Source organism: Burkholderia sp. MSMB617WGS (genome assembly GCF_001532025.2).
Taxonomy (GTDB): domain Bacteria; phylum Pseudomonadota; class Gammaproteobacteria; order Burkholderiales; family Burkholderiaceae; genus Burkholderia; species Burkholderia savannae.
The window spans coordinates 1774179-1800350 of sequence record NZ_CP013457.1; the positions used below are offsets into that span (position 1 = coordinate 1774179).

Consider the following 26172-nt stretch of genomic DNA (forward strand, 5'->3'; position numbering starts at 1 on the left):
GAAACGCGCGTGCCGCGTTGAAACGGGAATCAGGCCGCACCGTCGGGGATGAAGACGTAGCCGAGACCCCACACCGTCTGGATGAAGCGCGGGCTGCCCGGATCGGGCTCGATCAGCTTGCGCAGGCGCGAGATCTGCACGTCGAGGCTGCGATCGAACACTTCGTATTCGCGGCCGCGCGCGAGCTCCATCAGCTTTTCGCGCGACAGCGGCTGGCGCGGATGGCGCGCAAACACCTTCAGCACCGAGAATTCGCCCGTGGTGAGCGGAATCTCCTGGCCGGATTTCGTGAGCGTGCGCGTCGCGAGGTTCAGCGAGAATTCGCCGAACTCGAACACCTCGGTCGTCTCGGAGGGCGCGCCCGGCAGCTCGGCGGGCGCCTGGCGGCGCAGCACCGCGTGAATGCGCGCGACGAGCTCGCGCGGATTGAACGGCTTCGGCAGGTAGTCGTCGGCACCCATCTCGAGGCCGACGATGCGATCGACATCCTCGCCCTTCGCGGTGAGCATGATGATCGGCGTGCGGTCGTTGCTGCCGCGCAGGCGCCGGCAGATCGACAGGCCGTCCTCGCCCGGCAGCATCAGGTCGAGCACGAGCAGATCGAAACGCTCGCGCACCCAGAGCTTGTTCATCGCCGTCGCGTTCTCCGCGACGTACACGTTGAAACCCTGCTCGCCGAGATAGCGGCGAAGCAGATCGCGCAGGCGCGGGTCGTCGTCGACGACGAGAATTTTCGAGGGGTTTTTCGTTTCCATGAGCGGCATCTTATCGCGATTAGGAAAAACCGCGCGGTTGCGGCTTTCGACGGGTTACAGTCAGTTACAAAATTTACCCGCGCTATTGTGCGGAGTAAAGACAGTCACGACAGACTCCTTTACTCGAAGACGACATTCGGTGGATACTCCATCCACTTAACATTTACATGGTTTGCACGCCCGATTCTCGCAGGGTTTGTTCGTGTGCCAAAGGTAGCCGGTTGCCGCGTGACGAAGGGAACAAAACGACGAAAGAGGCGAGGCCAGTGATGCGGCCGACGAAGATGGCATTCGCGCTGGCGCTCGCGTGCGCCGGCTTCCTCGCTTCGGACTTCGCTTGCGCGCAGCGCTCGGATCGCGGCGCCGCACCGTCGCACAAGGTGCCGCGCGGCAACGGCGCAGCGGGGCGTTCCGCGCCGCCCGAGCGCGGCGAGTCCTCCTCCCGCGCGGCCGCGGTTCCGCCCGATCTCGAACAGCGCCGCCGCGACGGCCACATGACGCCCGAAGAGCGTCACCTCTTGCGTCAGCATATCGAAGACGCGGTGCGCGAACTTTACAAGCGTTGAATCGTTAAATCCGGCGCGCCGCCGGGCGCTTCCCGCCCCGAAAGATTCCGTATCAATTCATTCGTCAACTGCGCATCGGCGCGAGCCGTTGAATCGCCATCACCGACGGCGCGCGCCGCCGTGGTTTTCCACTTTCGGAGAGCGGTCGACGATGAGCGATTCGAGCACGGCCGGGCGGCCCCCGGCGAAAGCGGACCGGATGCCGGCCGCGATGCAGACCCTTCTCGATGCGGACGACGCGCGCTTTCTGCTGACGCGCACCGGCTTTTCGCCGCCGCCGCGCGATGTCGAGCGCTTCGTCGGCATGACGCGCGCGCAGGCGCTCGCCGAATTGCTCGACGGCACGCGCACGCAAAGCGTCACGCCGCTGCCCGACTGGGTGCGCGAGCTGCCGCCGTCGCGCGCGGCGCGCGCCGCGTTCTCGCCCGACGAGCGTCGCGCGGAGCAGCAACTGCGCAATCGCCGCTACGACGAGCTGCGCGCGTGGTGGATGCGCGAGATGCTCGCGACGCCGTCGCCGCTCACCGAGCGGATGACGCTCTTCTGGCACAACCACTTCACGTCCGGCCAGGACAAGGTGCCGTTTCCGCAAACGATTGCAGTGCAGAACGTGCTGCTGCGCGCCGACGCGCTCGGCAATTTCGGCGCGATGCTGCACGGCGTCGCGAAGGACCCGGCGATGCTGCAGTACCTCGACGGCGCGAGCAATCGCCGGGGCCGCCCGAACGAGAACTTCGCGCGCGAGGCGATGGAACTTTTCACGCTCGGCGAGGGCCACTATACGCAGCGCGACGTGTCCGAGGCCGCGCGCGCGTACACGGGCTGGAGTCTCGATCCGGATACGCTCGCATACGTGCTGCGGCCGAACGTCCACGACGACGGCGTGAAGACGGTGCTCGGCGAAACCGGCCGCCTCGACGGCGACGCGGTGCTCGACATCCTGCTCGCCCGCCCCGAGACCGCGCGCTTCGTCGCAGCGAAGCTGTGGCGCGAGTTCGTCTCCGATACGCCCGATGCCGACGTCGTCGAGCGCGTCGCCGCGCGATTCAGGCAGAGCGGCTACGACATCAAGGCGGCGCTCGCGGCGCTGCTTTCGTCCGACGCGTTCTGGGACGATCGCAATCGCGGCGTGCTCGTCAAGTCGCCGGCGGAGTTCGTGGCCGGCACCGTGCGGCTTTTCGACGTCGACTACGGCGATGCCGCGCCGCTCGCGAACACGCTGCGCGCGCTCGGCCAGAACCTGTTCTATCCGCCGAACGTGAAGGGCTGGCCGGGCGGCGCGACCTGGATCAACAGCTCGACGCTGCTTGCGCGCAAGCAGTTCGTCGAGCAGATGATGCGTGCGACGGAAGCGCCCGGCATGCGCGCGGCGTCCGTTTCCCGCGACATGGCAGGCAAGCCGGCGCCGGCGCGGCGCGCAATGCGCTTCGATCTCGATGCGTGGCTCGCCGCGTATCGGACGAAGCCGCAGGCGCAGCCGAGTCTGTCGACGCAGTTGCAGCTGCAGCACGCGGTGCTGCCGCTCTCGCCCGTCGCGGCGATCGAGGCGGGCGCGACGAGCAGCGCGTATTTGCAGGCGCTGCTGATGGACCCGGCGTATCAACTGAAGTGAAGGACATGAAAACGATGACGATGAGATTGCGCGCGGCTCGGCGGCGCGCGGGCCGCGTCGAATGCAGAACGAGGAAAGCAAGATGAAACGACGCGATTTTCTGGCCTTGGCGAGTCTCGCCGGCGCGGCGGGCGTATCGCTCGCCGCGCCGCACGCGTTCGCGGCCACGGCGGCGGCGGCCTCGGGCGCGATCGGGGCGGCGGGCGCGCCGCGCGCCGCGCGCTATTCGAACCTGCTGATCCTCGTCGAGCTGAAGGGCGGCAACGACGGGCTCAACACGGTGATTCCGTACGCGGACCCGCTGTACCGCGCGCTGCGCCCGACGATCGGCATCAAGCGCGAGCAGGTCGTGCAGCTCGACGAGCGCGCCGCGCTGCATCCCGCGCTCGCGCCGCTCATGCCGATCTGGCGCGACGGGCGGCTCGCGATCGTCGACGGCGTCGGCTATCCGCAGCCGAATCTGTCGCATTTCCGCTCGATCGAGATCTGGGACACAGCGTCGCGCGCGGACGAGTACCTGCGCGAGGGGTGGCTCACGCGCGCGTTCGCGCAGGCGAGCGTGCCGCCCGGCTTCGCCGCGGACGGCGTCGTGCTCGGCAGCGCGGAAATGGGGCCGCTCGCGAACGGCGCGCGCGCGATCGCGCTCGTTAATCCCGCTCAGTTCATTCGCGCGGCGCGGCTCGTGCAGCCCGTGTCGCTGCGCGAGCAGAATCCCGCGCTCGCGCACGTGATCGACGTCGAGAACGACATCGTCAAGGCGGCCGACCGGCTGCGTCCGCACGCGGGCACGCCCGCGCTCGCGACCGCGTTTCCGGGCGGGCCGTTCGGCGCGTCGGTGAAGACCGCGATGCAGGTGCTCGCCGCGTGCGACGCGCCGCAGCGCACGCCGATGCCGGGGCAGGGCGTCGCGGTGCTGCGCCTCACGCTGAACGGTTTCGACACGCATCAGAACCAGCCGGGCCAGCAGGCCGGCTTGCTGAAGCAACTGGCGGAAGGGCTCGTCGCGATGCGCTCGGCGTTGACCGAGCTCGGGCGCTGGAACGACACGCTCGTGATGACGTATGCCGAATTCGGCCGGCGCGCGCGGGAGAACCAGAGCAACGGAACCGATCACGGCACGGCCGCGCCGCATTTCGTGATGGGCGGCCGCGTGCGCGGCGGCCTGTACGGCGCGCCGCCCGCGCTCGCGCGGCTCGACGGCAACGGCAATCTGCCTGTCGCGGTCGACTTCCGCCAGCTCTATGCGACGGTGCTCGGCCCGTGGTGGGGGCTCGACGCGACGAGCGTCCTCGAGCAGCGTTTCGAGCCGCTGCCGCTGTTGCGCGCGTGACGGGCGGCGGCGCGCATCAGCGGCGCCGCGCGGCGCGCCACGCGATCCACAGCTTGCGGATCGGCGTGAGCGCGAGCCGCTGGTGCAGCACCTGGAAGCCGTCGCGCTCGATCTCGTCGAGCACCGCGAGCGCGAGCGCGCCGAGCGCGCGCAGCGTGCGCTGCGCGCGGCGCTCGTCGGCGGGGATGCCGGACAGCGCCGCGTTGAGCGCGTCGCGCGCGCGTGACGCCTGGAAGCGCATTAGCTCGGTGTACGCGGGGCTGTAGCGGCGATTGAGAAGATCGGAGGCCGTCACGCCGTAGCGTTGCAGCTCGTCGATCGGAATGTAGATGCGGCCCTGGCGCGCGTCCTGCCCCAGATCCTGCACGAACTGCGCGAGCGTCAGTGCATGCCCGAGCGGATGCGCCCAGCGCGCGTCGCCTTCGGCCGGCGGATTCGCGCTCGCGCGCGCGACGAGCGCGGCGAACGTGCCGCCCGTATGGTCGACATAGCGGCGCAGATTCGCGAAGTCGAGATAGCGCGCCTGCTCGAGATCCATGCCGTAGCCGGCGACGAGCGTCTGCAGCGCGCTCGCTTCGCGCGTGATGTCCGGATGGTGCGCGGCGAGCGCCTGCGAGACCGGGTGCGACGGATTGCCCGCCGCGAGCTCGGCGAGTTCCTTTTGCCACCACGCGAGCTTCGTGTGGCCGATGGTCGGATCGCTGACTTCCTTCACGGTCTGTTCGAGCTCGCGGCGCAGCGCGAAGAGCGCGGTGACGAGCGGCTGGCGCGCGAGCGGCGCCTGGCGCAGCGCATAGTAGATGCTGGAGCCGGGCGGCGCGGCTTTCTGCTGGCAATATTCGTCGAAATTCACGGGGCAGGAACGAGTGGAGCGAGATCGGCTCGGGGGCGCGGGGACGTTCGACGGCAGGGCGTCGCGGCCGCCGTGCGGGGACAACGGCGAATTCTAGCATCGCGGCAAAAGAGAGGCCGGCTGCTAGAGACAAGTGTAGGGAGATCGGTTAGAATCTCGCGCTCGCGCTTTTCGGGCGGTCGCGAAAGCGACGCGCAGCCCCGTTCGGCGCAGCATTTTTCGCGTGCGTGAGTGGCGAAATTGGTAGACGCACCAGGTTTAGGTCCTGACGCCCGCAAGGGCGTGCCGGTTCGAGTCCGGCCTCACGCACCATCAAGCATTTTCATGTGACACCATAAAGCACCATAAGGCATTTGTTTTCAATGGCTTACGTTGTTTTTGGGTCCATCTCTCCCTTCCCAATCGTCACTCTAAAACACGCTAAACTACGCCTCACTACGCATAAATTACGCAGGGGGCTACGCATGGCGTCGTTCAGGAAGACAGCGGCCGGTGGCTGGCGCGCGGAGGTCTACGTCAAGGGCGTACGGGATTCGGCCGTTCGTGATACCAAGGCCGAGGCGCAGGCTTGGGCGCTTAAGCGCGAGACTGAATTGAGGTCGATCGCGACCGGGCAAGGCAGCAAGACCCATACGGTTGGTGACGTGCTTGCCGAGTACCGAGACAAGGTAAGTTCTAAAAAGCGTGGCGAGCGGTGGGAGCGCCTTCGCCTCGCTCTGATCGGACGAAAAAAAATCAATGGACGGCCCTTCGCCGAAATTCGCCTCGCCGATCTGAAGCCTGCGCACATCGCTGCATGGCGTGATGTGCGCTTGAAGGAAGTATCGCCGGCAAGCGTCAATCGTGAGATGACCCTGTTGTCTCATGCGCTCGACACTGCGCGCAAAGAATGGGGCTGGCTTGCCTCGTCACCCATGAAGGAGATCAAGCGACCAACGCCTGGGCCCGGCCGCGAACGCCTTATCTCTCAGACCGAAATTGACGCGATGACACTTGCGCTTGGATTCCAGGATGGCATGCCAGTACGGTTCGCATCGCAGCGCGTTGCCGTTGCGTTCTTGTTTGCAATCGAAACCGCCATGCGCTCGGGGGAGATTATTGGGCTAACGAGTCAGACAGTCGACCTTGAGTTGCGGGTTGCGCGTCTGCCATTAACGAAGAACGGCAGTGCCCGGAGCGTAGCGTTGTCGACGCGTGCGGTGGAATTGCTTGGCATGCTGCCGAAGGTCGAGGATGGTGCGCCGTTGTTTGGGCTCACTGATAAAAGCCGGGATGCACTATTCCGCAAGGCGCGGGATAAGGCTTTCGAGAAACAATCGGCGGAAAGTCGGCTGACGTTTCATGATACCCGCCATGAGGCGATTACGCGGCTGGCAAAGAAGCTGCAACCGCTAGATCTCGCCCGCATGACGGGGCACACGAACTTGAATGAACTGCTGACCTACTACAACGAGACGGCCGCTGATATCGCGGCGCGTATCGGTTAGTCCGGTTTGCGCGGCCGACCACCGCGCGCGCGCGTACCGCCCTGATGTGACTCAACCCATGCGACCACTTCTGTGGCTTTCCAGCGCGGGAAGCCGCGGCCGCCATCGCAGCTCGGCAAGCGGATAGCTTCCGGGAAGCCGGGGAGGGTGGCGATGCGCTCGCGTACAACCTGCGCGGGCCGCTGAAGGTATACGCCGATCTCCTTTGTCGACCACAATGCGATTTCCAGTGGAATCGCTGGCTTGATCCGCTTGTCGAGTTCTTGGATGAGACGCTCGATCAGTTCTGCCTCGCTCATCGGCATTCTCCTGCTCGCGGGGCGGCACGATCGGGGTGTTCGAGTTCGGCTGCGGTTAGCGTTGTCTGGGCGCACAATTCGCCGCTATCGGTGAGAAGCGATTCCAGTGCGGCGACGTGCAACTCGCCGGCTGGATGGCCCGCACATGCACCGAGTGCAAACTCGATAGCCTCATGTTGCGCGCGCGTCATCGGGGTCCGATCGATGAAAGTGGGCGTCTCGCTGTCGATGGCCTTGAGTAAAGCGGTCCGATACTGCTGCATCGTCTGAAACGAGATCGCGTACTCATTGGCGGCAATGAGGCGTCGAAGCCTCATGAGCGCATCGGGCGACGTGCTGTAGGTCGGCCGATCAGGTGCGAATTCGTTCAGAGCTTCGCGAAGCTCTGCCGCGCGCGCAGCTCGTGCCCGCATATCACGCGATCCTTCGGCCAGCGTGACATAGATCTCATCATGATTTTGCTGGTGCGTGTCGATCGCGAGGCGATAGAGCAGATCGCCTTCCTGCAACCAGTTCGGTGCGGTGTTCTGTTTGTCGTTCATGGTCATCCTCAATTCTGATCGCGTGGTATCGCCCGGCCGAGCTGCATCAAACCCGTTTCGAGCGTGACGCCGGCGGCTGCGGCCCACGTGCGAGCGTCCTGCGCCGCTTTGTGCCGTGCGTAGCTGCCGGCATCGTCGGCCATCAGGTCGAGCAGCACGATGTCGGCCGAGTGCGAGACGTCGCTCACAAGGGCGCGGATCTCGATGCAAAGCGCGTCGAGGCGTGCGTGCATGCCCCTGCGGGCATCCGCAGGGGCTTCGTTTCTCTGGATTGCTTTTCGCCGCGTATGCGGCGTTTCGTTCTTCTGGAGTGCCTTTGCGGGCGCAAGCCCGCGCATGCGCTTTGAAACAGCATTGCCGTTGACGCTCGCCAGTGTGATAGCCGGGCGCTTGTCCGCGCGTTCCCGCTTTCGCGGCAGCGGACGTGGGGTAGAAAGGGCCGGGCGCGGGGTCATTTGGCTGCCTCCTTTGCCAGTTCGGGCGTCCAGTCCGGGTCCGGCGTCGTGAACAGCTTGTCGAGCCACCGCCGAACGCTTGCCATTTCCTTCGCTTTCGAGGCGCTGCTGTTTTCGAGGGTGCGGGTGAGCACCTGAACCGCAGCTCGGATCGCTTTGACGCGCGTCTTGTAACGGCCGGGCGATTCGCCTTCGATGCGCTTGCATGGCGACGATCCGCCCGCGCTGCTGAAGGTGTACGAGAAACCGAATTCCCAATCGCCCTCGGCGATTTGTGCGAGCCGAATCTCGACGGGCGTGCGCCCGGTGCTCTTTGAGATGGGCGCGGACAGGATTTCAGATGGCTCGTATACGCCGTGCTCGTTTGCCTTGGCGATCGGATACTTCGGACGACGTGTCGGCACGGCATCGAGCAGGTCTTCGAGACCCGTCAACGCGCGATGTACGCCTTCGATCGTTCCCGGCGACAACTTGCCGAAGCACGGATCGTGCAATACGCCTTGGAGCGCTTGCAAAAGTTGCTTTGCGTGCTGTTCGCCGATCTTCCGTTGCGGCTCGGCGGCTGGGTGCCGCAGGGCTGGCCGTACATCCACCCGGTGCAGGACGTCACCGCGAAGCGCATGGAGATCCGCGCGGGCCTCGCGAGCCGCACGGGCGCAGTGCTCGCGCGCGGCGACGATCCGGAGCAGGTCGACGCGGAGAACGCGGCGGATCTCGCGCGCGAGCAACGGCTCGGCCTGCGATACGATACGCAGCTCGCGATAGCAAACGGAAACGGCAGTGATTTGAATGAGGATGGGGAATGAAGCGAAACCGCAAGTGGTGGGACATCCGCGCACAGGCGCAGGCGGGTGGCGGCAAGGTTGCCGAGATCCGGATCTATAGCGACATCGGATTTTGGGGTACCGACGCGCAGAACTTCGTGTCGCAGCTCGACGCCGTCGCGACCGACGCATCGTCGATCACGGTCGCGATCAACTCGATGGGCGGCGACGTGTTCGACGCATTCGCGATCTACAACGCGTTGCGGCGGTACGCCGGCAAGGTGAAGGGGCGCGTCGACGGCATCGCGGCGTCCGCCGCGTCGCTGGTGCTGATGGCGTGCGACGAGATCGAGATGCCCGAGAACGCGCTGTTGATGATCCACCATCCGCACACGGTCGCGGCCGGCGAATCGAAAGATCTGCGCCGTGTCGCCGAACTGCTCGACAACGCGAGCGCCGGCATTCTGGCGGCGTACGCGCAGCGTAGCGGTCTGTCCGAAGACGACGTGCGGGCGATGATGGACGCGGAGACGTGGCTAACGGCCGCGCAGGCGAAGGAGAAGGGCTTTTGCGACGTGATCGAGGCCCCGGTGAAGCTGGCGGCATCGGCCGGCGCTGCGCCGCTTCTCGCGCGCTTCTCGGCCGTGCCCGAGCAGGTCCGTGCGTTGCTCGATGCGGCCGGCGAATCGGACGCGGAACAGCCGGCCGATCCGACGCCGGCTCCCGAGCCGGAACCGAAACCCCAGACGCCCGACGTCACGGCACTCGCCGCGCACGTGTTCAATTCGCTGCGCGACGCGAACCTCGCCGCGTGCGCCGAAGGCGTGATTGCGGCGACCGGCCTGCGCGACCGCGAGACGGTCGATCGCGCGATCCGCAATGCGACCGACATCGCGGGGATCTGCCTCGCGGCGAACCAGACGGATCTGACCGAGCAGTACGTCGCGGACGGCCTGTCGCCGGATCAGGTGCGCGCGCGGCTGTTCGAGCGCCTCACGGCGTCGAGCACCCGCATTAACAGCCGGCCCGATCCGGCACAGCAGCAACCGCAACCGCAAGCGCGTAGCCGCGCATTGCGCACGTCCGACATCTACGCGGCCCGCCGCGTGGCCAAGTAACTTTTCATCGCTGAAAGGAGCGCTGAATGTCCAACATCAAGACTTTGGGCACGTTGCCCGCCGAATTTCTGATTTCGGAAGGCCCCGGCCAGATCTCGCGCGATGCGATCACGGTCGCGGCCGGCCCGGCGCTGCCGTCCGGCTGCGTGCTCGGCACGATCGGGACCGGCGAATACGCGCCGTACGACAACGCGGCGGCGACCGGCGCGGAAGTCGCGGTCGCGATCCTCTACGCGCCGTTGCCGGCGTCCGACACGCCGCGCCCGGCGGTCGCGATCAAGCGGCTCGCCGAAGTCGATGCACGCCTGCTCGCGGGCCTCGACGCGCCCGCCCGCGACGATCTGGCCGCGCATCACATCGTCATCCGCTGATCCCGGCGAATCCCTGATCCCAAAGCCGCGCCGATGCGCGGCTTTTTCATTTCTGGAGTGCATATGGCAGACATCGCAATCTTCAACGACGACGCGTTCTCGCTGTCGTCCCTGACGGCGTCCATCAACGAGCAGCCGCACTTGCCCGGCCGCCTCGGCGAGACGGGCCTGTTCGACGAGGAAGGCATCACGACGACGACGGTGCAGATCGAGCGCGACGGCGACACGCTCGCACTCGTGGCGGCCGGTGTGCGCGGCTCGCCCGCGCCGAACGTGCTGGGCAGCAAGCCGAGCCTGATTCCGTTCAACACCGTCCACCTGCCGCAACGCGCGGTCATCAAGGCGGACGAGATCCAGAATCTGCGCGCGTTCGGCGACGATTCGGAACTGGAGACGGTGCAGCGCTACGTCGACAAGCGGCTCGCGAAGATGCGTCGTCAGATCGACGCGACGCACGAATACCACCGCCTCGGCGCGGTTCGCGGCGTGATCCTCGACGCGGACGGCAAGCACGTCGTCGCGAACCTGCTCGATCGCTTCGGCATCGAGCAGCAGGTCATCGAATACGAGCTGTCGAACGCGAAGACCGAGATCCGGATCAAGAACGAAGACACGCTCGAAGCGATCGAGGATGCGCTCGGCAACGTGCCGTTTTCGAGCGTGCGCGCGTTCTGCGGGCGCAACTTCTGGCGCAAGCTGCTGACGCTGCCGACCGTCAAAGAGACGTTCCTCAACACGGCGGCGGCTGCGGCGCTGCGCGGCGATCCGCGTGGCGCGATCGAGCTGGACGGCATCGTGTTCGAGCGCTATCGGGGCAAGGTCGGCGGCATCCCGTTCGTCGGCGACGACGAAGCGTATGCGGTGCCGGAAGGCGTGGCGGATCTGTTCATCTCGCGCTTCGCGCCCGGCGATTATGTCGACGCGGTCAACACGATCGGCCTGCCGTACTACGCGCGGCAGGAAGTCATGCCGTTCAACAAGGGCGTCGAGATCGAGGCGCAGTCGAACCCGATCCACCTCTGCACGCGCCCGCGCGCGTGCATCCGTCTGAAGGCGTGACGCGTGGCGTTCCACGATCTGATTGCGGACGTTGACGCGGCCGTGCTGCGAGATCTGGCCGACGACGGCGTGGTCGTCGACGGCCGTCCCGTGCGCGGCATGTTCAACGCGCCTTGGCTTGGCCCCGATCTCGGGTCGAAACGCACGAATCTGGTCGCGCCGATGCTGCACGTGATCGACGAAGACGCCGTCGGCATCCGGCCCGGCAGCGTCGTCGTCACGCACAGCGGGCGCTATCGCGTCGTCGAGGCGCAACCGGACGGCACGGGCTGGACGATCCTGATGTTGCAATGACATGAACCCACTGAAAGTCGAAATCGATGTCGGCGCGGTCACGGCCGTCCTGCAGGGCATCTCGCCGTCCGCGATGCAGGCCGCGTGGCGACGCACGCTGCGCAAGACGGCCGCGTGGATCAAGAGCCAGACGGCGAAGGAGGTCAGCGCGGCGACGCGCATTCCGCAAAAGGCGATCCGTCGACGCCTCTACTTTTTCCTGCGTTCGGCCGATACCGGCAAGGTGTGGCTCGGCTTGAACCCGATCGAGGCGCACCGCCTCGGCTCGGTCGTGAAGACGCGCAAAGGCATGCGCGCCGGCCGCACGTCGTTCGAGGGCGCATGGCGGCAGTCGAAGCGACAACCGGACGGGCCGATCTTCGAGCGCGTCGGGAAGGCACGGTTGCCGTATCGCGTCGTGACAGTCGATTGGCACGAGACGGGCGATCCGGCGTTTCGCCGCGCGGCGAAGGCGTGCGAGCAGCGGCTGTTGACGATCCTGCGGCAGGAAGTGAACTACGAACTACAAAAGGTGATGGGACGTGCTCGATAACCTCAAATTGCTGCACGACGCGATCGTGAAGGGCCTGCGCGAAGCACTGCCGACGATCGAACGAATCGAAGCGTATCCGGAGATCGGTGCGCAGATTCCGACGCCGTTGATTGCGGTCGAACTGTCCGAAATGGAGCCGGGGCACGACGACGGGACCGGCTGCGTCTCGCTGATCGGTCGCATGCAAGCGCGCATCATCGTCGATCCGTACGGCGCGGGGCATGAGCTGCACGTGCGCGAGATTGCCGCGCGCGTCGCGCTCGCGGTTCACATGCAGACGTGGGGCTTGCCGATCGCGCCCGGCAGGGTCGTTCAGGTTGGCGAAGACCCGTTCCGCCCCCAGCTCGATACGTACCTCGTGTGGCTCGTCGAATGGACGCACGAATTCGGAATCGGCGGTGAGCTGGAGGAGATTCCGGACGGTAGCACGCTTGTATGGGGTGTCGACCCGGAAACGGGGCCGGGCAACGAAGGCAGCTATTGGGACCCGGCGCAGGACGTACCGGCCGATTACGCGGAGTAACGATGCTTGAGTATGAAATCGGCGAGATCGACCGGCGGCTCGCGTGCCTCGTGCAGCAAGGCACGGTCGACGCGGTGTCGTACGACCCGCCGCGATGCCGCGTGCGTGTCGGCGATTGGGTCAGTGACTGGTTGCCGTGGTTCACGGTCGCGGCGGGCGCGGTGCGCTTCTGGCGCCCGCCGTCCGAAGGCGAGCAGGCGTCGGTCTTTTCGTCGTCGGGTGAGTTGTCGAGCGCGTACGCGGTGCCGGGCTACTACGCGGAACAGCACGGTGGGGCAGCACGACGAAGCGCGAGCGAAACGGCGTTCGACTTCCCGGATGGGGCGTCACAGGTCTACGACCATGCATCGCATGAGTACCGGATCGACGTGCCGGCGGGCGGGCGCATCGTCTTCCGCATCGGCGAGACGGAACTGGAGCTACGCGCGGACGGCGTGACGTTGCGCACCGAGAAACTGCTCGGCGACGTTCCCGATTCGACGTTCACGGGCAACACGACGACCGAGCAGCGCCTGACGTTCAACGGCGGCATGCAGGGAAGGGCGAGCCCGAGCGGTGGCGTCGCGGTTCAAGTCCGGGGCGGTGCAGCCTTTACAGAGGACGTCACCGCTGCGAATGTTTCCGTTAGTAGGCACAGGCACCGTGAAGAGGGTGATGGTGAGCTGGTTGGGCCGCCGACCTAATTGCGGTGCCCCTGTCAATATTGCCAGCTAATCGATTGGTCCTTTGTTGTGTAAGTTATTTTTGGGATGGCAATTTCTGTTCTCATGAATTCTTCCAATGGCGAGGAATTATCGAATGAATGAAGAAAAAGAGTCATCATCAAGAGAAATGCGTATTTTGGATTGGCCTTGGGCGGTCATGGCGTCCGCCGTCGGCCTCTTGATGTTAGGGGCGTCATATTCGCTCGGCGACGCTTATTACGTTGCGTATCTCCAAAATTTCTCGATTGACGAGGGAGGGTTTCCGATTGATCGATCAAAGCATCTTCTTCTTGCTCTTTGGGGAGCGCTGAACGCATCGTTTGGCTTCAAAAAATGGATTGGTCAAAACTGGAAACCGGTGTTGGAAGTTGCATTGGTTCTGCTTGTATACTTTGCAGTGACAGCGGGAATATATAAGATTTACGAAATCAAGTTTTTGGCGGCAAATAAGGCTGCGAATAGACTGGGTAGTTTTGTTTCTGGTCATCCATTGATTGGGCGATACTTGAAGATGCTGGTCGTTATGGTATTTGTCGCCTACAACATGATCGCCATAGCTTTATTTGCGCCGCTGTTTCTTTCGATTCCATCCGGGATCGGTGAGGCTGCGGGTACTGAAGTGGCGCATAAGCGTAAAGAAGATTTCAATAAAGGATGTGAAAGTTCAGTTCGAAGATGTTATTCGGCCATCAAGGGGGGCAAGGAGGTAGCCCATGGTTTCGTCGTCGCTCAGTCACCTACTCGCGTGGCCCTGTACTACATGGGCAACACCGTTCAGCTCCCTTTGGACGGCGTCGAAATGAGAATGGTCAGAAAGGTGTCTGTTGATGTGCCTTACCTGGACGAGCATTCGGGACTTGAGCAAGACAGCGGGGCGCTGGTGTCACCCGCGAAGTGATTACTTCATTAGCAAAGTAATCTGGCCCCGCATACGCGGGGCTTATTTTTGGAGCGATCAGATGGCAAAAGACGTTCCGCGAGCGCTCGCACCGACGAGTGCGACGTTTCTCGATGCACGTTTTCGCAGCCGTGTCGTCGTGTTTCCCGATGGCTCGGTGCTGCACGTGGTCAACGGCGAGGCGGTGGCGAAGACGGCGGCGCATGTCGAATATCTCGACGCGCATCCGGACTTCAATCGGCTTGAGGGGCGCGTATGACCGTCGCGGGCGAACTGGTCGGCATGGACCGATGGAGCGGCGCACCGCTGCGGGGTCTCGCGCACCTGAAGCAAAGCATCGGCGACATCCTCGGCACGCGCCGGGGCACGCGTCGCGAGCGGCCGGAGTACGGCTCGGACATCCCGGCGATGGTCGACCTGCCGATCACGCGCGGGTGGATCTCGTCGGCGCAGGCCGAAGCCGCGCGCGCGATCGGGAGATGGGAGCCGCGAATCAAGCTTGAACGTGTCGCCGCGCTTGCGATCGTCGATGGGCGCGTGACGTTCGAGATTCGCGGCGAGGTTGACGGCAAGGCGGAAATCTTCGAGGTGACGGCATGACGATGATCGATTTGTCGCTGCTCGATCCGCCCGATCTGGTCGAGACGCTCGATTTCGAAACGGCGTATCAGATGAAGCTCGCGTACTTCAAGCGTATCTACCCGGACTGGAGCGCGGCGCTCGAATCCGATCCGGTCGTCAAGCTGATCGAGCTGGCGGCATACGACGAGATCCGATCGCGCGCACGCTTCAACGATGCTGCGCGGGCGACCATGCTCGCGTACGCGACCGGCGCGGATCTCGAACATGTCGCCGCGCTGATGGGCGTCGAGAAAGCGCTCGTCGATCCCGGCGATCCGGATGCGACGCCGCCGCGCGCGCCGGTCTACGAACGCGACGAGCGGTTCCGACTGCGCACGCAACTGGCGATCGAGACGTCGACCGACGCGGGGCCGATCGACGCCTATCGTAAGCACGCGCTCGACGTGTCGCCCGAGGTGCTCGACGTGCAAGTCGATCGTCCGGAGCCGGGCACGGTTCGCGTGACGATCATGTCGCAGTCGAACGGGGGTGTCGCGGACGACGCGTTGCTCGGGAAGGTGCGCGCCGCATTGTCCGCCGAAGACGTGCGGCCGTTGACCGACACGGTGCTCGTCGTGCCGGCCCGGCCGGTTGCATTCGTGATCGAGGCGGACGTCTACGTGGGGCGCGGCCCGGACCCAGCCGTCGTGCTGGCCGAGCGTCGGCGCGATCTCGACGCCGCGATCGACGCCGCACGCCGGCTCAAGCTCGGGATGGCGCGCTCGGCGATCGCGGGCGCGCTTCATCCGCGCGGCAGCAGCGTCGCGCGTGTCGACCTGAAAGCCCCGTTGGGCGACGTCACGTGCAACGGGCAGGAGTTCGCCGATTGCACGTCGGTCATCCTGAATCTGAAGGTGCTCGATGAGTGAGCGTCTATTGCCATCGAATCAGACGCCGCTCGAAGCCGCGCTCGCGCGCGTGCTGCGGCCGAGCGTCGATCCGGAGATCCTTCGCACGCTGATGGACGTCGATCGATGTCCGGCGGCGTTCCTGCCGTGGCTCGCGTGGTCCGTCGCCGTCGACGGGTGGGAGCTGGCCGAGTCGGACGATGCGCGGCGTGCGCTGATCAAGGGATCGTTGGCGCTGCACCGAAAGAAGGGCACGCCGTGGGCCGTCCGCGAAATCGTTCGACGGCTCGGCTTCGGCGACATCGAGATACAGGAAGGGCGGGTCGCGAAGCGTCGCGACGGCTCGGCGCTGCGGGACGGCAACTACGTTCACGGGCGCGCGAGCGCGTGGGCCGAGTACATCGTGAAGCTGAAGCGGCCGATCACGCGCGATCAAGGGCAGGCGCTGGTGCGCGCGATCGAGCGCTACGCGCCCGCGCGCAGTCAACTGGTCAAGTTGGATTACTCGGCGGTCGCGATCCGCCACAACGGTACGGCCGTCCGCAACGGCCAATATTCACGGGGAGTGGTGGCAGCATGGCAAACCTGAAGGAACGTGCTCAATGGGAAGAGGGCGTCTATCAGCTGGAGACATCGGACCCGGTGATGGGCGGTCCGGACGGGATCGACAACGTGCAAGCGAAACAACTTGCCAATCGAACGCTCTATCTGAAGGGGGCGATCGAGCAGCAGGACAGCGACAAGGTATCGAAGGCTGGCGACGCGATGACCGGCGCGTTGCTCGGCAAGGTCGGATCGGGTGCCGGCAGCAATGCCGGATTCGGCTTTGACGGCGACCCCGACACGGGGCTCTTCTCGCCGAAGGCGGGCGTGCTCCAAGTGACTTTGAAGGGGGTGCCGGCTGCCGAATGGTCGCTCGACGCGACCGGTCAGCGGAAGATGCGCACGTCGGTCGCGGCGTCGTTCGACAACGGCGTGCGTGCCGGGCTCGATCACGGCGACGGCGGGCAGTTCCGTGCAGTCTGCGACGGCTACGGCGCGTTCATCCGCAACGACGGATGGAGCGTGTATCTCCTGTCGACGCCGAAGGGCGTCCCGGACGGCGGGTTCAACGACTATCGGCCGTTCTCGTGGTCACTGTCGACGGGGCAGGTCATCATCGACGGAAACGGATCGGGCACGGTCTTCGGTGGCACCGTGAACATCGCCCACGATCTCGAAGTCGGACGGAACGCAAACGAAGGGCATATCAAGCTCGGTCCGGCCGACGGCTACCTCTACGCGAACCAGCTCAGCACCGGTTGGTGGTCGTCGACGGGATCGTCTTATCAATACATGTTTGCTGACCACACGTTCCGCATCGATGGCCGGATCGCGTGGCACGAAGGCAACCTCACGCCGCTCGACTTGAACACGGGCGGCACGCTCAAGGGCGACCTGACGTGCGAGCCGGGCACGCGCATCGTATTGGCCGAGGGCAGCGTCACCACACCATCGCTCGCTTTCGGCAACGATGGAGCGCCAGATACTGGTCTCTATCACCTCGCGGACGGCGTATTCGGCGTCACTTGCAATACGAATTCGGTGTTGCGCTTCACGCCGACGCTTGCTGTGTTCGATCAACCCGTGACGGGGCCGACGCCGCCGTCGGGGGATCGTTCGACGCGTCTCGCGACGACGCAATGGGTTGCCGATGCGATTTCAACGGCGTCCGTCGGACAGATCGTCTTCGAGATGCGCACGAGCGCGCGGGCCGGCTATCTGAAGTGCAACGGCGCGGTGCTCAAGCGCGCGGATTATCCGGCGCTGTGGGCGTACGCGCAGGCAAGCGGCGCACTCGTCGCCGAGAAGGACTGGTCGACCGGCAATTGGGGCTGCTATTCGGACGGTGACGGCGCGGCGACGTTCCGGATTCCCGAACTGCGCGGCGAGTTCATGCGCTGTTGGGACGACGGACGCGGATTCGATGTCGATCGCAGAATCGGGACGTCACAGGATAGCCAGAATCGCTCGCACGCGCACGCGGCCTCGACGGATGAGGCACCGGATCACGTTCACACGGCGTGGACCGACGCGCAGGGTAACCACAGTCACGGCGGGGCGACGCAGTGGAGCGGGGATCACGTCCACACTGCGCCGGGCGCGCCCGGTAGCGGGCAGGGCTATCCGGGCCTGAATTCCGTTCAGCAGAGTGCGGGCGAGTCCCGCACGAGCGTTGCCGGCGGGCACAGCCACGCGATCGCGACGGACGGCGGTCACGGCCATAACGTCGGCATCGGCGGCGGCGGCCGTCATCGACACACGGTCAGCGTCACGGCTGACGGCGGTAACGAATCCAGACCGCGCAACGTCGCCGTGATGGCGATGCTGCGCGCTTACTAACGAGGGGATCACATGCTCTGCAATCAATACGACAACGCGACGGGCCAATACGTCGTCAGCTTTCTGGCGGACATCGATCCGCTCAATTCGAAGCGCTGGCTCGTGCCGGCGTTCTGCACGGCCGAGCCGCTGCCCGAGCGTCCGCCGCTCACGTGGCCGTTCTGGAAAGACGGCACATGGGTGCTGCTGCCCGACTATCGCGGCGTGCGTCTGTACCGCACCGACAGCGGGTCGCCGGCCGAGATCACGCGCTCAGGCGTGAAGCCGGAAGACGTCGGCCTGACCGAGACACCGCGCCCGTCCGACGAGCACGTCTGGCGCGATGGCGCGTGGCGCGTCGACGAGCAGATCGTCGCGCGCAAGCTGCGCGAGGCGGCGATGAACGACTTCACGTCGCGCATGGAGAAGGCGCGCACGAAGAATCGCGGCAAGGCTGACGCGCTCGCGGCGGGGCAGCTCGATCCGTTCGAGCGGGCGCTCTTCGAGGCGTGGGCGGCGTATCAGATGGCGCTCGTGCGTGTCGTCGAGTCGGCCGAGTTCCCGGCGTCGCACGTGTGGCCGGACGAGCCGGACGAGGCGGCGATCCGGATCGCCGTCGAGGAGAAACAGCGGGCCGAAGAGGAGAAGCGGCGGGCGGAAGAGGAGGCGGCAGCCAGTCAGGCCGCTGAGGAATCCGAGCCGTCCGATACGTCGCAGTAACCGCCACTCGCTCGTCATCGAAGCCGCTCACCCGAGCGGCTTTTTTCATTTCTGGAGACCTGAATGGGTGCTACCTCGTTTTATCACGGCGTCACGACGACGATCGTCGACGTCGGCCCGCGCACGATCGCGGTGCCGTCGTCGTCGGTGGTCGGCCTCGTCGACACGTACGCGCCGGGCGCGGATCTCGTGCAACCGAGCGTGCCGGTGCGGCTCACGAACGAGCACGACGCGGCGCAGGCGTTCGGCGAGCACAGCGCCGTCGCGCGAGCCGCACGCGCGATCTTCGCGCAGAGCAAGGCGGCGATCGTCGCGGTCGGCATCGAAAAGAAGGGCGATGCCGCGCAGCTCGCGTCGGACGTGATCGGCGGCGTCTCGGCGGCCGGCAAGCGAACCGGCCTGCAAGCGCTGCTCGACGGCAAATCGCTGTTCAACCTGCAACCGCGCCTGCTGATCGCGCCGGGCCACACGTCGAAGCAGGCCGTCGCGACGGCCGCCGACGCGCTCGCGAACAAGCTGCGCGCGATCGCGATTCTCGACGGCCCGAACACGGACGACGAGGCTGCGATCGCTTACGCGAAGAACTTCGGCAGCAAGCGGCTGTATCTCGTCGATCCGGGCGTGCGCTATTGGGATACCGAGACAAACGTCGATGTCGACGCGCCGGCTTCCGCCTACGCGGCCGGCATGTTCTGCCAGACCGACGCGGCGATCGGCTTCTGGGCGTCGCCGTCGAACAAGGAAATCGTCGGCATCACGGGCACGAGCCGGCCGATCGAGTTCCTCGACGGCGACGAGACGTGCCGCGCGAACCTGCTGAACAACGCGTTCGTCACGACGATCATCCGCGACGGCGGTTTTAGGCTGTGGGGCAACCGCACGCTGTCGGCCGATCCGAAATGGACGTTCGTCACGCGCGTGCGCACGCTCGACATCGTGATGGACGCGGTGCAGGCGGGCCACAAGTGGGCGGTCGACCGCGGCATCACGGCGACCTACGTGAAGGACGTCACCGAAGGGCTGCAAGCGTTCATGCGTGACCTGCGCACGCAGGGCGCGATTATCAATTTCGAGGTCTACGCGGATCCGCGCCTGAACAGCGCGAGCCAGCTCGAGCAGGGCAAGGTGTACTGGAACATCCGGTTCACCGACGTCCCGCCCGCCGAAAACCCGATCTTCCGTTTCGAGATCACGAATCAGTGGCTCACGGAAGTGCTCGATACCCAACAGTAAGAGGTGACGCGTGATTCCGGAAACCCTATTCAATCTCGCGATGTACGTCGACGGGCGCGGCTTCGTCGGCCGCACGACCGAGGTGACGCCGCCGAAGCTGAAGATCAAGACGGACGACTTTCGTGCGGGCGGCATGGACGCGGCCGTCAAGACGGATCAAGGCATGGAGGCGCTCGAAGCGTCGTTCGCGATGTCGACGCTGGAGCGCGACGTGCTGAAGTTCTTCGGCATCGCGGACGGCACCGCGTTCAACGCCGCGTTTCGCGGGTCGTTTCGCGACATCAAGGGCGGCTCGAAGGCCGTCGCGGTTCACATGCGCGGCATGCTGACCGAGGTCGATTCCGGCTCGTGGAAGCCGGGCGAGAAGGCGGAAATCAAATATGCCGTGTCGCTGAACTACTACAAGCTGGAGATCGCCGGCTCGGTTATGCATGAGATCGACGTGTTCGGCTTCGTGCGCGTGATCGACGGCGTCGACCAGCTCGCGCAGGTGCGCCGCGATCTCGGCATGTGATGCGGTGCGGGCTAAAGCTACTTTTTGATGCTCATTGAGGACTATTGGGGAAAGTTCGAATTACCTTGTAGGCCGTCAAAATTCTTTCACGCGAGTCATCGCAGGATCATGCAGGCGTCGGCTGCGAAATGATTGGAATTCGATTCCTCCTCAATGTCTATTTGGAATTTAATTAAGCGGCGGCATTAATATGGGTATTTTTAATTAAACCCTTCCTCACTGAAATATAAAGATTGGTCTTGACATTTCCTTGTTAGTGATGCCGTCCTTCTTATCCTAAACTTAACCGTTGTCGGTCGCATCATTACAACTTTCCTGATGGATGGTGGTATATAAACGGGGGACGCCATGAGATTGTCTGACGATATGCTAAGCAATCGGGGAGGGATTAAAAATCCTCGTGAAAAAAGTCAAGTGGGGAGATTCCTTGATGCGCTTCGCCGAATAAGGAAGGAGGTTTGGCGTTTCGCGTTATACGAAATTCTGGCTGGTGTGTGCTTGCTTTTTTTCTACCACATAGGGCTAACTCTAGCTCAATTGAATTTCGGAAATATAACAATCGAGAATTACCCTTTTGTGGTTCGTGTTATTTTGGACATTTTGCGAGATTTAGGGGTTGGATTCTTCGTCGCAGCTGCTGCTGGACTCGGATTTGAGGGTTTGCATCAATCAGTAGGGGATGCTGCAAAGGAACTCGAAATTCAACAGAAGATCGATGCTCTTATAGATGTTGCGGAGAAGATGAAACACTTCGCCAATCCACTGCTGGCCGTATCTGATCACTTGGATGCAATTCTTCCAGATGTCAAATATCGAGAAATAAAAGATGGAATTAAGGGAATGGTAGAGGTTATGGCGGAAATGCGGTCGCATGACAAGGAATCCTGTCCTGGATTAGAGGGGGTTGAGTATGTCGCACTCGTGGACTGGATGTTGGATGAGTATGTGCTTTCTGGTGCGAAGGATTTGGCGAACCTTCTGAGGGCGTTGAATCCGCAACAAATGGATCATTGTGGGAGTTATGAACCACCTGATAGAAAGTCGCTCGCGCAACGTATATTCGCGGCGCAGATGAGAAGCATGAAGTGTGGAGATGAGTATCATTCTCTTACAAATTTGCGGCTCTATGAGGGGGGTGATGCGAAAATGTTTATTGATGCAACCGAGGATGCGCTCCAAAAAGGCGTTTCCATAAGGCGACTTTTTAATGTGTGTGAGCTTGAGGCGAATAATTCGCCGATGCTGAACTGGGTCACTGTATGTAAAATGATTCGAGATCAGGTGTCTTTGTTTTCTGATGGAAAATTTCAAGCTCGAGTTTTAAGGGGGAAGGAGGCTGTCTTGGTGGATCGTGAAATTATAAATGGCTGTAATCTTCCAAATGCCGATGCAGTTAGGAATCTTTATTTCGGTATATTCGTTCATCGGCAAGGTGGGGCGGTTGTATTTCGTGCCTCACCAACGGATATTACGAAGCTAAGCTTGGATGCGTTTCAGGGGTTAAAGAAGGTGAAGCCCACTATGGATTTGTTTGAGCATCTGTGGGATATATCTTGTCCTGTAGGGGATTTTATTGAGGAAAATAAAGATTTTCTAATAAATAGTTAGGGGGTAATTTAATTGGGGCGTGTCTCAGCGCCGTTTGCGCGCATGTGGATGGGGTTGTGCCCTAATTTATAGATCTATCTTTAAAAGTAAGTGGTCTATGAAATTGCTAAAAATTGCTGTCTAGATCGAGCCGGATTGAACGAGGGAAATGAATCAGACGGGGGTGTTCATTTCACGGTAAATCAGCCAAATTTTTAACCAGAGGGGGCGCTTAGCGCCCCCTTTTTATTTCGAGGAAACACGATGGACACGATCACGATCAAGCTCGACTACCCGATCACGCTCGACGGCGTGCTGCGCGACACGCTGACGATGCGCCGCCCGAAGGTGCGCGACGTACGCGGCGCGACCAAGCGCGCACAGGACGACGACGAGCTGCGTGAAATCACGCTGTTCGCGATGCTCGCCGACGTCGCGCCCGACGAGCTGGAACAGATGGACATGGCCGATTACGTCGCGATGCAACGCGCGTACGACTCCTTTCGAACCCCTCGCCCGATTGCACGAAAAGACCGTCAAGGCGATGGCGAAGCGCCTGCTGCGTGAGTGTTCGATCAGTCCGCAAGCGATCGATGACCTGACGCTTGAGGAACTGGTGTGGTGGTTGACGGATTGACGTGACAGGGAGCGGAGATGGCACGCGAAATCGCGTTGGGGATCGTGATCGGCGGGGCGGTGTCCGCGACGTTCGGCAAGGCGATCTCCGACACGCAATCGAAGATCGTCGGGCTGCGCAAGACGGCCGCTGAAAAAGGCATGTGGCAGCGCCAGATCGGTGAGACGATCAAGTTACAGGACGAGTTTCGCCGCTTGCATCGCGCGGGCGACAGCGCGGCCGAGACGATCCGGCGCAAGCTGGATTCGAACCTGCGGACGCTGCGCGACGCCGGCATCGAGGTCGATCGGCTCGATCGCGCGTATGCGCGGCTCGGCCGCACCGCGCGCGGGCTCGAACTGCGCGCGATGGGGCACGAGCGCCTGAGCGGCGGCCGCGAGGCGATGCGCGGCGCGGTCGGCGATTCGATGAAGCTGACCGCCGCGATCGCGGTGCCGACGATGGTGTCGGCGCAGTATCAGGCGATCATCCGCGACATCGCGATCAAGGCGGGCATCGCGCGCACGGGAGAAGAGCGCGCGATGTCCGACCGGATTCGGCGCGATGCGTTGGCCAACGGGATGAGCCGCAACGAGCTGGCCGAGGCGGTCAATCAGATGGTCGCGGGCGGGATGGATCTCGATCGTGCGCTTGGCTTCGCGCCTGCCGTGGCGAAGTTCTCGGTCGGCCAGGGCGCGACGAGCGTCGAGACGGCGAAGATGATCCAGGCGCTGGAGCAGAACGCGGACATCAAGGACCCGGCCGCGATGCTCAAGGCGCTGGAAGCGATCGCGTATCTCGGCAAGGAAGGCTCGTTCGAGTCGGTCGACATGGCTCGCTGGTTCCCGGTGCTGCTCGCCGAAATGAAGAAGATCGGCATCACGGGGCAGGACTCGGTGACGCAGCTAGGCGCGATGCTTCAGGTGCAGATGAAGACGGCGGGCAACCCCGACGAAGCCGCGAACAACCTCAAAAACTGGTTCTCGAAGATCGGCTCGGGCGAGACGAAGCGCAACTACGAGAAAGCCGGCGTCGACTACGAAGCGAAGATGAAGGAGGCGATCGGCAAGGGCTGGTCGACGCTCGAAGCGTCGTTCGTGCTCGCGCGCGCGTACATCGAGCGGGTCGATCCGGCGAAGGCGAAGCAACTGGCCGAGGCGGCGAAGTCGATCAACGCCGAGCTGGATCCGGCGAAGCGTCAGAAGCAGATCCGCGCGTTCGAAGAGACGATGAAGACCGGCGACCTGTTCAACGACATGCAGGTCAAGGCGGCGCTTACCGCGTACTTGCAGAACGCCGACCTCTACACGAATCTGAAACGCAACGCCGCATCGGCGAGCGGCGAGATTGAGAAGGATCTCAACGACCGCCGCGCCGCGTCCAAGCAGATCTGGAAAGAGGTCGTCGAGCAGTGGGACGAGGCGATGCGCAGCATCGGCGACGCGTTGCGGCCGGTGACGGATCTGGCGGGCGAGCAGGCGAAGAAAGCCGGCGCGAAGGTGCGCGACATCGTCGATGCGTCGCCGCGCGCGGCGGCGGCCGTCATCGGCGTCGCGGGGGCGGCGATCGCGCATCGCGGTGCGCGTGCGGCGTGGTCGATCGGTCGCGGCGTGCTCGACGTCGCGCGTGGCGCGCGGATGGCGCGGGGCGGCGGCGGGAAGGGCGGCAAGGGAGCGAAGCCGGGGCGCGATGGGCCGGCGCTCGATGCGCTCGGCGCGGCGGCCAGCGGCGTGCAGCGTGTCTTCGTCGTCAACCTGCCGGGCGGCGGCATCGGCGGCGGCTCCGTCGGCGATCTGATCGAGGGCGTGGCGAGCGGCAAGGCGGGCCGGGCCGGACGCTTCGGGCGGCTCGGCCGGGCGCTGGGCGGTATGGCGGGCCGCGTGTTGCCGTACGCGGGCAAGATCGCGCTCGCGGGCACGGTGCTGAAGGTCGGGCTCGCTGCAAAGGACGCTTACGCGGTCGCGGCCGGCGACGATCCACGCGCGCGGAAGGCCGAGAACTTCGCGGGTATCGGCGGCAGTCTCGCGGGCGGTGTGGTCGGTGCGAAGCTCGGCGCGGCGATCGGCGCGTTCGGCGGGCCGATTGGCGCTGCGATCGGCGGCGTCGCGGGCGGGGCGATCGGCACCTTCGCCGGTCAGAAGCTGCTCGGGGCGCTCACGCGATGGGCGTTCCAGCATCGCGGCGACACGCCCGAAGCCGCGCGCGCGGTCGCGAACGCGAAAGCGCTTGTCGAGCCCGGCGTCGCCGAGCGGCGCGCGTTCAAGGTCGAGCAGCAAAACAGCTTTGCGCCGGTCTTCAACATCAAATTGGAGGGCGGCAGCGATCAGGCGATGGCCGACCGGCTGCTCGCGCGGATCAATCCGCAGATCCAGCGGGCGATGACCCAATCAATGAACAACAACAACCGGTCGGCGCTGTTCGACGCGCCGCACCTGTAGGAGAGGCGATGGATTTCGTGAAGAGCATCACGCAGGCGGCGACGCAGGCCAGTATCGCGGCCGAGCGCGCGCAGCACGTGAACCGCGTCTACGAGCGCAATCGCGCGGCGAGCCAGAACACGGTCGACACGTTGACGAAGCTCGCGACCGGCAACCTGACGTCGGCCGCCGAGCTGCTGAACGGCGCGAGCAGCGCGCTATCGGTCGCAACCGATCTGAGCCCGAAGGTGGGTGAGGTGACGCGCGGGTTTCGCGCGACGGCCGGCGCGGTCGGCAGCGTGCTTCGGATCGCGAACGCCTCGAACCATCCGCAGATCCACGCGGCGGCGCAATCCGTGACGACGGCGCTGAAGGGCGCTGAAACGCAGTTCGCCGCCGTCGTCGGCTCCGATAACGCGAAGGCCGTGAAATCCGTGTTGCAGGCGACCGGGCTCGGCGCGGCGTTCGATGCGTTGGGCGGCGACGCTTCGTCGGCTACCCCTCATCTGCTGACGCTGACGACCGATGAGGGACGGCGCTTCAACTTCGGGCTGTCGACGGCCGCGTTCGACAAGCTGCGGCGCACGACGCGCTACAAGGTCGCGTCGCAAGAGCGCCTGAACCGGCCGGAAGCGTTGCAGGCGGTGAGCCAAGGCGGCGAAACGATCGTGCTGTCCGGCGTCGTGTTTCCGGCGCTCGGGGCCGGCGCGCGCCAGCTGGAGGCGTTGCGCGCGATCGGCGGGCGGATGAAGCCGGTGCAGCTCACGGGCGGCACGGGCGACGTGTTCGGGCGGTGGTATCTGCAATCGATCGAGGAAGAACAGGAGGCGCTCATGTCGGACGGAGCGCCGCGCAAGCAAACCTTCAGTCTGGAGTTTGGCCGTTATGGCGAGGACTTTAAGAACATCTGACGGCGACGTGCTCGACACGCTCTGCTATGCCGCCTACGGCACGCTGAGCGGGACCGTCGAAGCCGTCTACGAGGCGAATCCGGGCCTCGCGCGCGAACCGCAGCCGTTCCGCTCGGGCGTGCTGATCACGTTGCCGGATCTCGACGCACCGCGCGATGAGCCGATTCAGCTTTGGTCGTGAG

32 protein-coding genes, 1 tRNA gene and 1 pseudogene are annotated in these 26172 nt (G+C 64.2%); 28 read left to right on the forward strand and 6 right to left on the reverse strand.

Annotated elements, in window-relative coordinates; translation table 11 throughout:
* Positions 1–29: 29 nt before the first annotated feature.
* Positions 30–755: a two-component system response regulator OmpR gene (gene ompR / locus WT60_RS08870; protein WP_004199523.1), complete on the reverse strand. Its 726-nt coding sequence runs from the start codon at positions 753–755 to the stop codon at positions 30–32.
* A gap of 87 nt (positions 756–842) precedes the next feature.
* Between ompR and WT60_RS08875 the strand changes: the two genes are divergently transcribed.
* From WT60_RS08875 to WT60_RS08890, 4 genes are all read left to right on the forward strand, one after another.
* Positions 843–1025, forward strand: coding sequence for a hypothetical protein (locus WT60_RS08875; RefSeq protein ID WP_009904927.1), 183 nt, complete (start codon positions 843–845; stop codon positions 1023–1025).
* Complete coding sequence (locus WT60_RS08880; protein WP_038744664.1) at positions 1025–1321, forward strand: hypothetical protein; 297 nt, start codon at positions 1025–1027, stop codon at positions 1319–1321. The genes WT60_RS08875 and WT60_RS08880 overlap by 1 nt, the downstream gene beginning before the upstream one ends.
* Positions 1322–1520: 199 nt before the next feature.
* Positions 1521–2933, forward strand: coding sequence for a DUF1800 domain-containing protein (locus tag WT60_RS08885; RefSeq protein WP_060355305.1), 1413 nt, complete (start codon positions 1521–1523; stop codon positions 2931–2933).
* 82 nt (positions 2934–3015) lie between these two features.
* Positions 3016–4263: a DUF1501 domain-containing protein gene (locus tag WT60_RS08890; protein ID WP_059574593.1), complete on the forward strand. Its 1248-nt coding sequence runs from the start codon at positions 3016–3018 to the stop codon at positions 4261–4263.
* 16 nt (positions 4264–4279) lie between these two features.
* On the opposite strand, the gene hpnD is transcribed toward WT60_RS08890, so the two are convergent.
* On the reverse strand, positions 4280–5116 hold the full coding sequence (gene hpnD / locus WT60_RS08895; RefSeq protein WP_059671475.1) for a presqualene diphosphate synthase HpnD: 837 nt from the start codon (positions 5114–5116) through the stop codon (positions 4280–4282).
* A gap of 225 nt (positions 5117–5341) precedes the next feature.
* On the opposite strand from hpnD, the gene WT60_RS08900 reads away from it, so the two are divergent.
* Both WT60_RS08900 and WT60_RS08905 read left to right on the forward strand, forming a co-directional pair.
* A tRNA-Leu gene (locus WT60_RS08900) sits at positions 5342–5428 on the forward strand.
* Between the two features lie 152 nt (positions 5429–5580).
* The gene (locus WT60_RS08905; protein ID WP_060355286.1) at positions 5581–6603 is read left to right on the forward strand and encodes an integrase; all 1023 of its coding nucleotides are present in this window, start codon (positions 5581–5583) and stop codon (positions 6601–6603) included.
* Here WT60_RS08905 and WT60_RS08910 read toward each other — a convergent pair.
* Genes WT60_RS08910 through WT60_RS08925 form a run of 4 tightly spaced genes read right to left on the reverse strand, consistent with a single transcriptional unit; the run spans position 6600 to position 8414 of the window.
* Entirely contained in the window at positions 6600–6902 is a 303-nt protein-coding gene (locus WT60_RS08910; protein ID WP_060355304.1) for a hypothetical protein, read from the reverse strand. The two genes, WT60_RS08905 and WT60_RS08910, sit on opposite strands and share 4 nt — an antisense overlap.
* Positions 6899–7444, reverse strand: a complete 546-nt coding sequence (locus WT60_RS08915) for a hypothetical protein (protein ID WP_236860867.1) — start codon at positions 7442–7444, stop codon at positions 6899–6901. Before WT60_RS08915 ends, WT60_RS08910 begins: the two co-directional genes overlap by 4 nt.
* An 8-nt stretch (positions 7445–7452) precedes the next feature.
* Complete coding sequence (locus WT60_RS08920; protein WP_236860868.1) at positions 7453–7899, reverse strand: hypothetical protein; 447 nt, start codon at positions 7897–7899, stop codon at positions 7453–7455.
* Positions 7896–8414 (reverse strand): hypothetical protein, encoded by a 519-nt coding sequence (locus tag WT60_RS08925; protein ID WP_236860869.1) that lies wholly within the window; start codon positions 8412–8414, stop codon positions 7896–7898. Before WT60_RS08925 ends, WT60_RS08920 begins: the two co-directional genes overlap by 4 nt.
* 48 nt (positions 8415–8462) lie before the next feature.
* Between WT60_RS08925 and WT60_RS08930 the strand changes: the two are divergent.
* From WT60_RS08930 to WT60_RS09030, 22 genes and pseudogenes are all read left to right on the forward strand, one after another.
* A pseudogene (locus tag WT60_RS08930) lies at positions 8463–8705 on the forward strand (phage portal protein); the annotation flags it as partial.
* A complete protein-coding gene (locus tag WT60_RS08935; protein WP_060355283.1) occupies positions 8702–9781 on the forward strand; it encodes a head maturation protease, ClpP-related in 1080 nt (359 codons plus the stop codon). The pseudogene WT60_RS08930 and the gene WT60_RS08935, both read left to right, overlap by 4 nt.
* A 26-nt stretch (positions 9782–9807) precedes the next feature.
* Positions 9808–10152, forward strand: a complete 345-nt coding sequence (locus WT60_RS08940) for a head decoration protein (RefSeq protein WP_059584705.1) — start codon at positions 9808–9810, stop codon at positions 10150–10152.
* Between the two features lie 33 nt (positions 10153–10185).
* A complete protein-coding gene (locus tag WT60_RS08945; protein ID WP_082717483.1) occupies positions 10186–11211 on the forward strand; it encodes a major capsid protein in 1026 nt (341 codons plus the stop codon).
* A 3-nt stretch (positions 11212–11214) separates the two neighbouring features.
* On the forward strand, positions 11215–11505 hold the full coding sequence (locus WT60_RS08950; RefSeq protein ID WP_060355282.1) for a hypothetical protein: 291 nt from the start codon (positions 11215–11217) through the stop codon (positions 11503–11505).
* Position 11506: 1 nt separating this feature from the next.
* Entirely contained in the window at positions 11507–12037 is a 531-nt protein-coding gene (locus WT60_RS08955; protein ID WP_060355281.1) for a phage tail protein, read from the forward strand.
* Positions 12027–12560 carry a hypothetical protein gene (locus WT60_RS08960; RefSeq protein ID WP_060355280.1) on the forward strand — a complete coding sequence of 178 codons (534 nt, stop codon included), beginning with the start codon at positions 12027–12029 and terminating at the stop codon, positions 12558–12560. The genes WT60_RS08955 and WT60_RS08960 overlap by 11 nt, the downstream gene beginning before the upstream one ends.
* Before the next feature lie 2 nt (positions 12561–12562).
* Positions 12563–13243, forward strand: coding sequence for a phage baseplate assembly protein V (locus WT60_RS08965; RefSeq protein ID WP_060355279.1), 681 nt, complete (start codon positions 12563–12565; stop codon positions 13241–13243).
* Positions 13244–13358: 115 nt separating this feature from the next.
* Complete coding sequence (locus WT60_RS33515) at positions 13359–14162, forward strand: hypothetical protein (RefSeq protein WP_145986757.1); 804 nt, start codon at positions 13359–13361, stop codon at positions 14160–14162.
* Positions 14163–14223: 61 nt separating this feature from the next.
* Positions 14224–14421, forward strand: a complete 198-nt coding sequence (locus WT60_RS08970; RefSeq protein WP_059643767.1) for a hypothetical protein — start codon at positions 14224–14226, stop codon at positions 14419–14421.
* Positions 14418–14762 carry a GPW/gp25 family protein gene (locus WT60_RS08975; protein WP_060355278.1) on the forward strand — a complete coding sequence of 115 codons (345 nt, stop codon included), beginning with the start codon at positions 14418–14420 and terminating at the stop codon, positions 14760–14762. Before WT60_RS08970 ends, WT60_RS08975 begins: the two co-directional genes overlap by 4 nt.
* Positions 14759–15652, forward strand: a complete 894-nt coding sequence (locus WT60_RS08980) for a baseplate J/gp47 family protein (protein ID WP_060355277.1) — start codon at positions 14759–14761, stop codon at positions 15650–15652. Before WT60_RS08975 ends, WT60_RS08980 begins: the two co-directional genes overlap by 4 nt.
* Positions 15645–16220 carry a phage tail protein I gene (locus tag WT60_RS08985; RefSeq protein WP_059643775.1) on the forward strand — a complete coding sequence of 192 codons (576 nt, stop codon included), beginning with the start codon at positions 15645–15647 and terminating at the stop codon, positions 16218–16220. The genes WT60_RS08980 and WT60_RS08985 overlap by 8 nt, the downstream gene beginning before the upstream one ends.
* On the forward strand, positions 16208–18013 hold the full coding sequence (locus WT60_RS08990) for a phage tail protein (protein WP_060355276.1): 1806 nt from the start codon (positions 16208–16210) through the stop codon (positions 18011–18013). The genes WT60_RS08985 and WT60_RS08990 overlap by 13 nt, the downstream gene beginning before the upstream one ends.
* Before the next feature lie 12 nt (positions 18014–18025).
* Positions 18026–18712, forward strand: coding sequence for a tail fiber assembly protein (locus WT60_RS08995; protein WP_060355275.1), 687 nt, complete (start codon positions 18026–18028; stop codon positions 18710–18712).
* 63 nt (positions 18713–18775) lie between these two features.
* On the forward strand, positions 18776–19945 hold the full coding sequence (locus tag WT60_RS09000) for a phage tail sheath family protein (RefSeq protein WP_060355274.1): 1170 nt from the start codon (positions 18776–18778) through the stop codon (positions 19943–19945).
* Between the two features lie 10 nt (positions 19946–19955).
* Positions 19956–20459, forward strand: coding sequence for a phage major tail tube protein (locus WT60_RS09005; RefSeq protein WP_060355273.1), 504 nt, complete (start codon positions 19956–19958; stop codon positions 20457–20459).
* A 348-nt stretch (positions 20460–20807) separates the two neighbouring features.
* Positions 20808–22067, forward strand: coding sequence for a hypothetical protein (locus WT60_RS33520; RefSeq protein WP_145986758.1), 1260 nt, complete (start codon positions 20808–20810; stop codon positions 22065–22067).
* Between the two features lie 243 nt (positions 22068–22310).
* Positions 22311–22613 (forward strand): phage tail assembly protein, encoded by a 303-nt coding sequence (locus WT60_RS09015; protein WP_038777205.1) that lies wholly within the window; start codon positions 22311–22313, stop codon positions 22611–22613.
* 87 nt (positions 22614–22700) lie between these two features.
* On the forward strand, positions 22701–25100 hold the full coding sequence (locus tag WT60_RS09020) for a phage tail tape measure protein (protein WP_060355271.1): 2400 nt from the start codon (positions 22701–22703) through the stop codon (positions 25098–25100).
* 8 nt (positions 25101–25108) lie between these two features.
* Complete coding sequence (locus tag WT60_RS09025) at positions 25109–25990, forward strand: phage tail protein (protein ID WP_060355270.1); 882 nt, start codon at positions 25109–25111, stop codon at positions 25988–25990.
* Positions 25965–26171: a tail protein X gene (locus WT60_RS09030; RefSeq protein ID WP_024430935.1), complete on the forward strand. Its 207-nt coding sequence runs from the start codon at positions 25965–25967 to the stop codon at positions 26169–26171. Before WT60_RS09025 ends, WT60_RS09030 begins: the two co-directional genes overlap by 26 nt.
* The last annotated feature ends 1 nt before the right edge of the window (position 26172 follow it).

What these genes read in the sequence shown, in the direction of transcription:
- ompR (WP_004199523.1), bottom strand. Translation starts at nt 755, where the DNA reads ATGGAAACGAAAAACCCCTCGAAAATTCTCGTCGTCGACGACGACCCG.
- WT60_RS08880 (WP_038744664.1), top strand. Translation starts at nt 1,025, where the DNA reads ATGCGGCCGACGAAGATGGCATTCGCGCTGGCGCTCGCGTGCGCCGGC.
- WT60_RS08885 (WP_060355305.1), top strand. Translation starts at nt 1,521, where the DNA reads ATGCCGGCCGCGATGCAGACCCTTCTCGATGCGGACGACGCGCGCTTT.
- WT60_RS08890 (WP_059574593.1), top strand. Translation starts at nt 3,016, where the DNA reads ATGAAACGACGCGATTTTCTGGCCTTGGCGAGTCTCGCCGGCGCGGCG.
- WT60_RS08905 (WP_060355286.1), top strand. Translation starts at nt 5,581, where the DNA reads ATGGCGTCGTTCAGGAAGACAGCGGCCGGTGGCTGGCGCGCGGAGGTC.
- WT60_RS08910 (WP_060355304.1), bottom strand. Translation starts at nt 6,902, where the DNA reads ATGAGCGAGGCAGAACTGATCGAGCGTCTCATCCAAGAACTCGACAAG.
- WT60_RS08915 (WP_236860867.1), bottom strand. Translation starts at nt 7,444, where the DNA reads ATGAACGACAAACAGAACACCGCACCGAACTGGTTGCAGGAAGGCGAT.
- WT60_RS08920 (WP_236860868.1), bottom strand. Translation starts at nt 7,899, where the DNA reads ATGACCCCGCGCCCGGCCCTTTCTACCCCACGTCCGCTGCCGCGAAAG.
- WT60_RS08935 (WP_060355283.1), top strand. Translation starts at nt 8,702, where the DNA reads ATGAAGCGAAACCGCAAGTGGTGGGACATCCGCGCACAGGCGCAGGCG.
- WT60_RS08940 (WP_059584705.1), top strand. Translation starts at nt 9,808, where the DNA reads ATGTCCAACATCAAGACTTTGGGCACGTTGCCCGCCGAATTTCTGATT.
- WT60_RS08945 (WP_082717483.1), top strand. Translation starts at nt 10,186, where the DNA reads ATGCGCGGCTTTTTCATTTCTGGAGTGCATATGGCAGACATCGCAATC.
- WT60_RS08955 (WP_060355281.1), top strand. Translation starts at nt 11,507, where the DNA reads ATGAACCCACTGAAAGTCGAAATCGATGTCGGCGCGGTCACGGCCGTC.
- WT60_RS08965 (WP_060355279.1), top strand. Translation starts at nt 12,563, where the DNA reads ATGCTTGAGTATGAAATCGGCGAGATCGACCGGCGGCTCGCGTGCCTC.
- WT60_RS33515 (WP_145986757.1), top strand. Translation starts at nt 13,359, where the DNA reads ATGAATGAAGAAAAAGAGTCATCATCAAGAGAAATGCGTATTTTGGAT.
- WT60_RS08970 (WP_059643767.1), top strand. Translation starts at nt 14,224, where the DNA reads ATGGCAAAAGACGTTCCGCGAGCGCTCGCACCGACGAGTGCGACGTTT.
- WT60_RS08975 (WP_060355278.1), top strand. Translation starts at nt 14,418, where the DNA reads ATGACCGTCGCGGGCGAACTGGTCGGCATGGACCGATGGAGCGGCGCA.
- WT60_RS08980 (WP_060355277.1), top strand. Translation starts at nt 14,759, where the DNA reads ATGACGATGATCGATTTGTCGCTGCTCGATCCGCCCGATCTGGTCGAG.
- WT60_RS08985 (WP_059643775.1), top strand. Translation starts at nt 15,645, where the DNA reads ATGAGTGAGCGTCTATTGCCATCGAATCAGACGCCGCTCGAAGCCGCG.
- WT60_RS08990 (WP_060355276.1), top strand. Translation starts at nt 16,208, where the DNA reads ATGGCAAACCTGAAGGAACGTGCTCAATGGGAAGAGGGCGTCTATCAG.
- WT60_RS08995 (WP_060355275.1), top strand. Translation starts at nt 18,026, where the DNA reads ATGCTCTGCAATCAATACGACAACGCGACGGGCCAATACGTCGTCAGC.
- WT60_RS09000 (WP_060355274.1), top strand. Translation starts at nt 18,776, where the DNA reads ATGGGTGCTACCTCGTTTTATCACGGCGTCACGACGACGATCGTCGAC.
- WT60_RS33520 (WP_145986758.1), top strand. Translation starts at nt 20,808, where the DNA reads ATGAGATTGTCTGACGATATGCTAAGCAATCGGGGAGGGATTAAAAAT.
- WT60_RS09015 (WP_038777205.1), top strand. Translation starts at nt 22,311, where the DNA reads ATGGACACGATCACGATCAAGCTCGACTACCCGATCACGCTCGACGGC.
- WT60_RS09020 (WP_060355271.1), top strand. Translation starts at nt 22,701, where the DNA reads ATGGCACGCGAAATCGCGTTGGGGATCGTGATCGGCGGGGCGGTGTCC.
- WT60_RS09025 (WP_060355270.1), top strand. Translation starts at nt 25,109, where the DNA reads ATGGATTTCGTGAAGAGCATCACGCAGGCGGCGACGCAGGCCAGTATC.
- WT60_RS09030 (WP_024430935.1), top strand. Translation starts at nt 25,965, where the DNA reads ATGGCGAGGACTTTAAGAACATCTGACGGCGACGTGCTCGACACGCTC.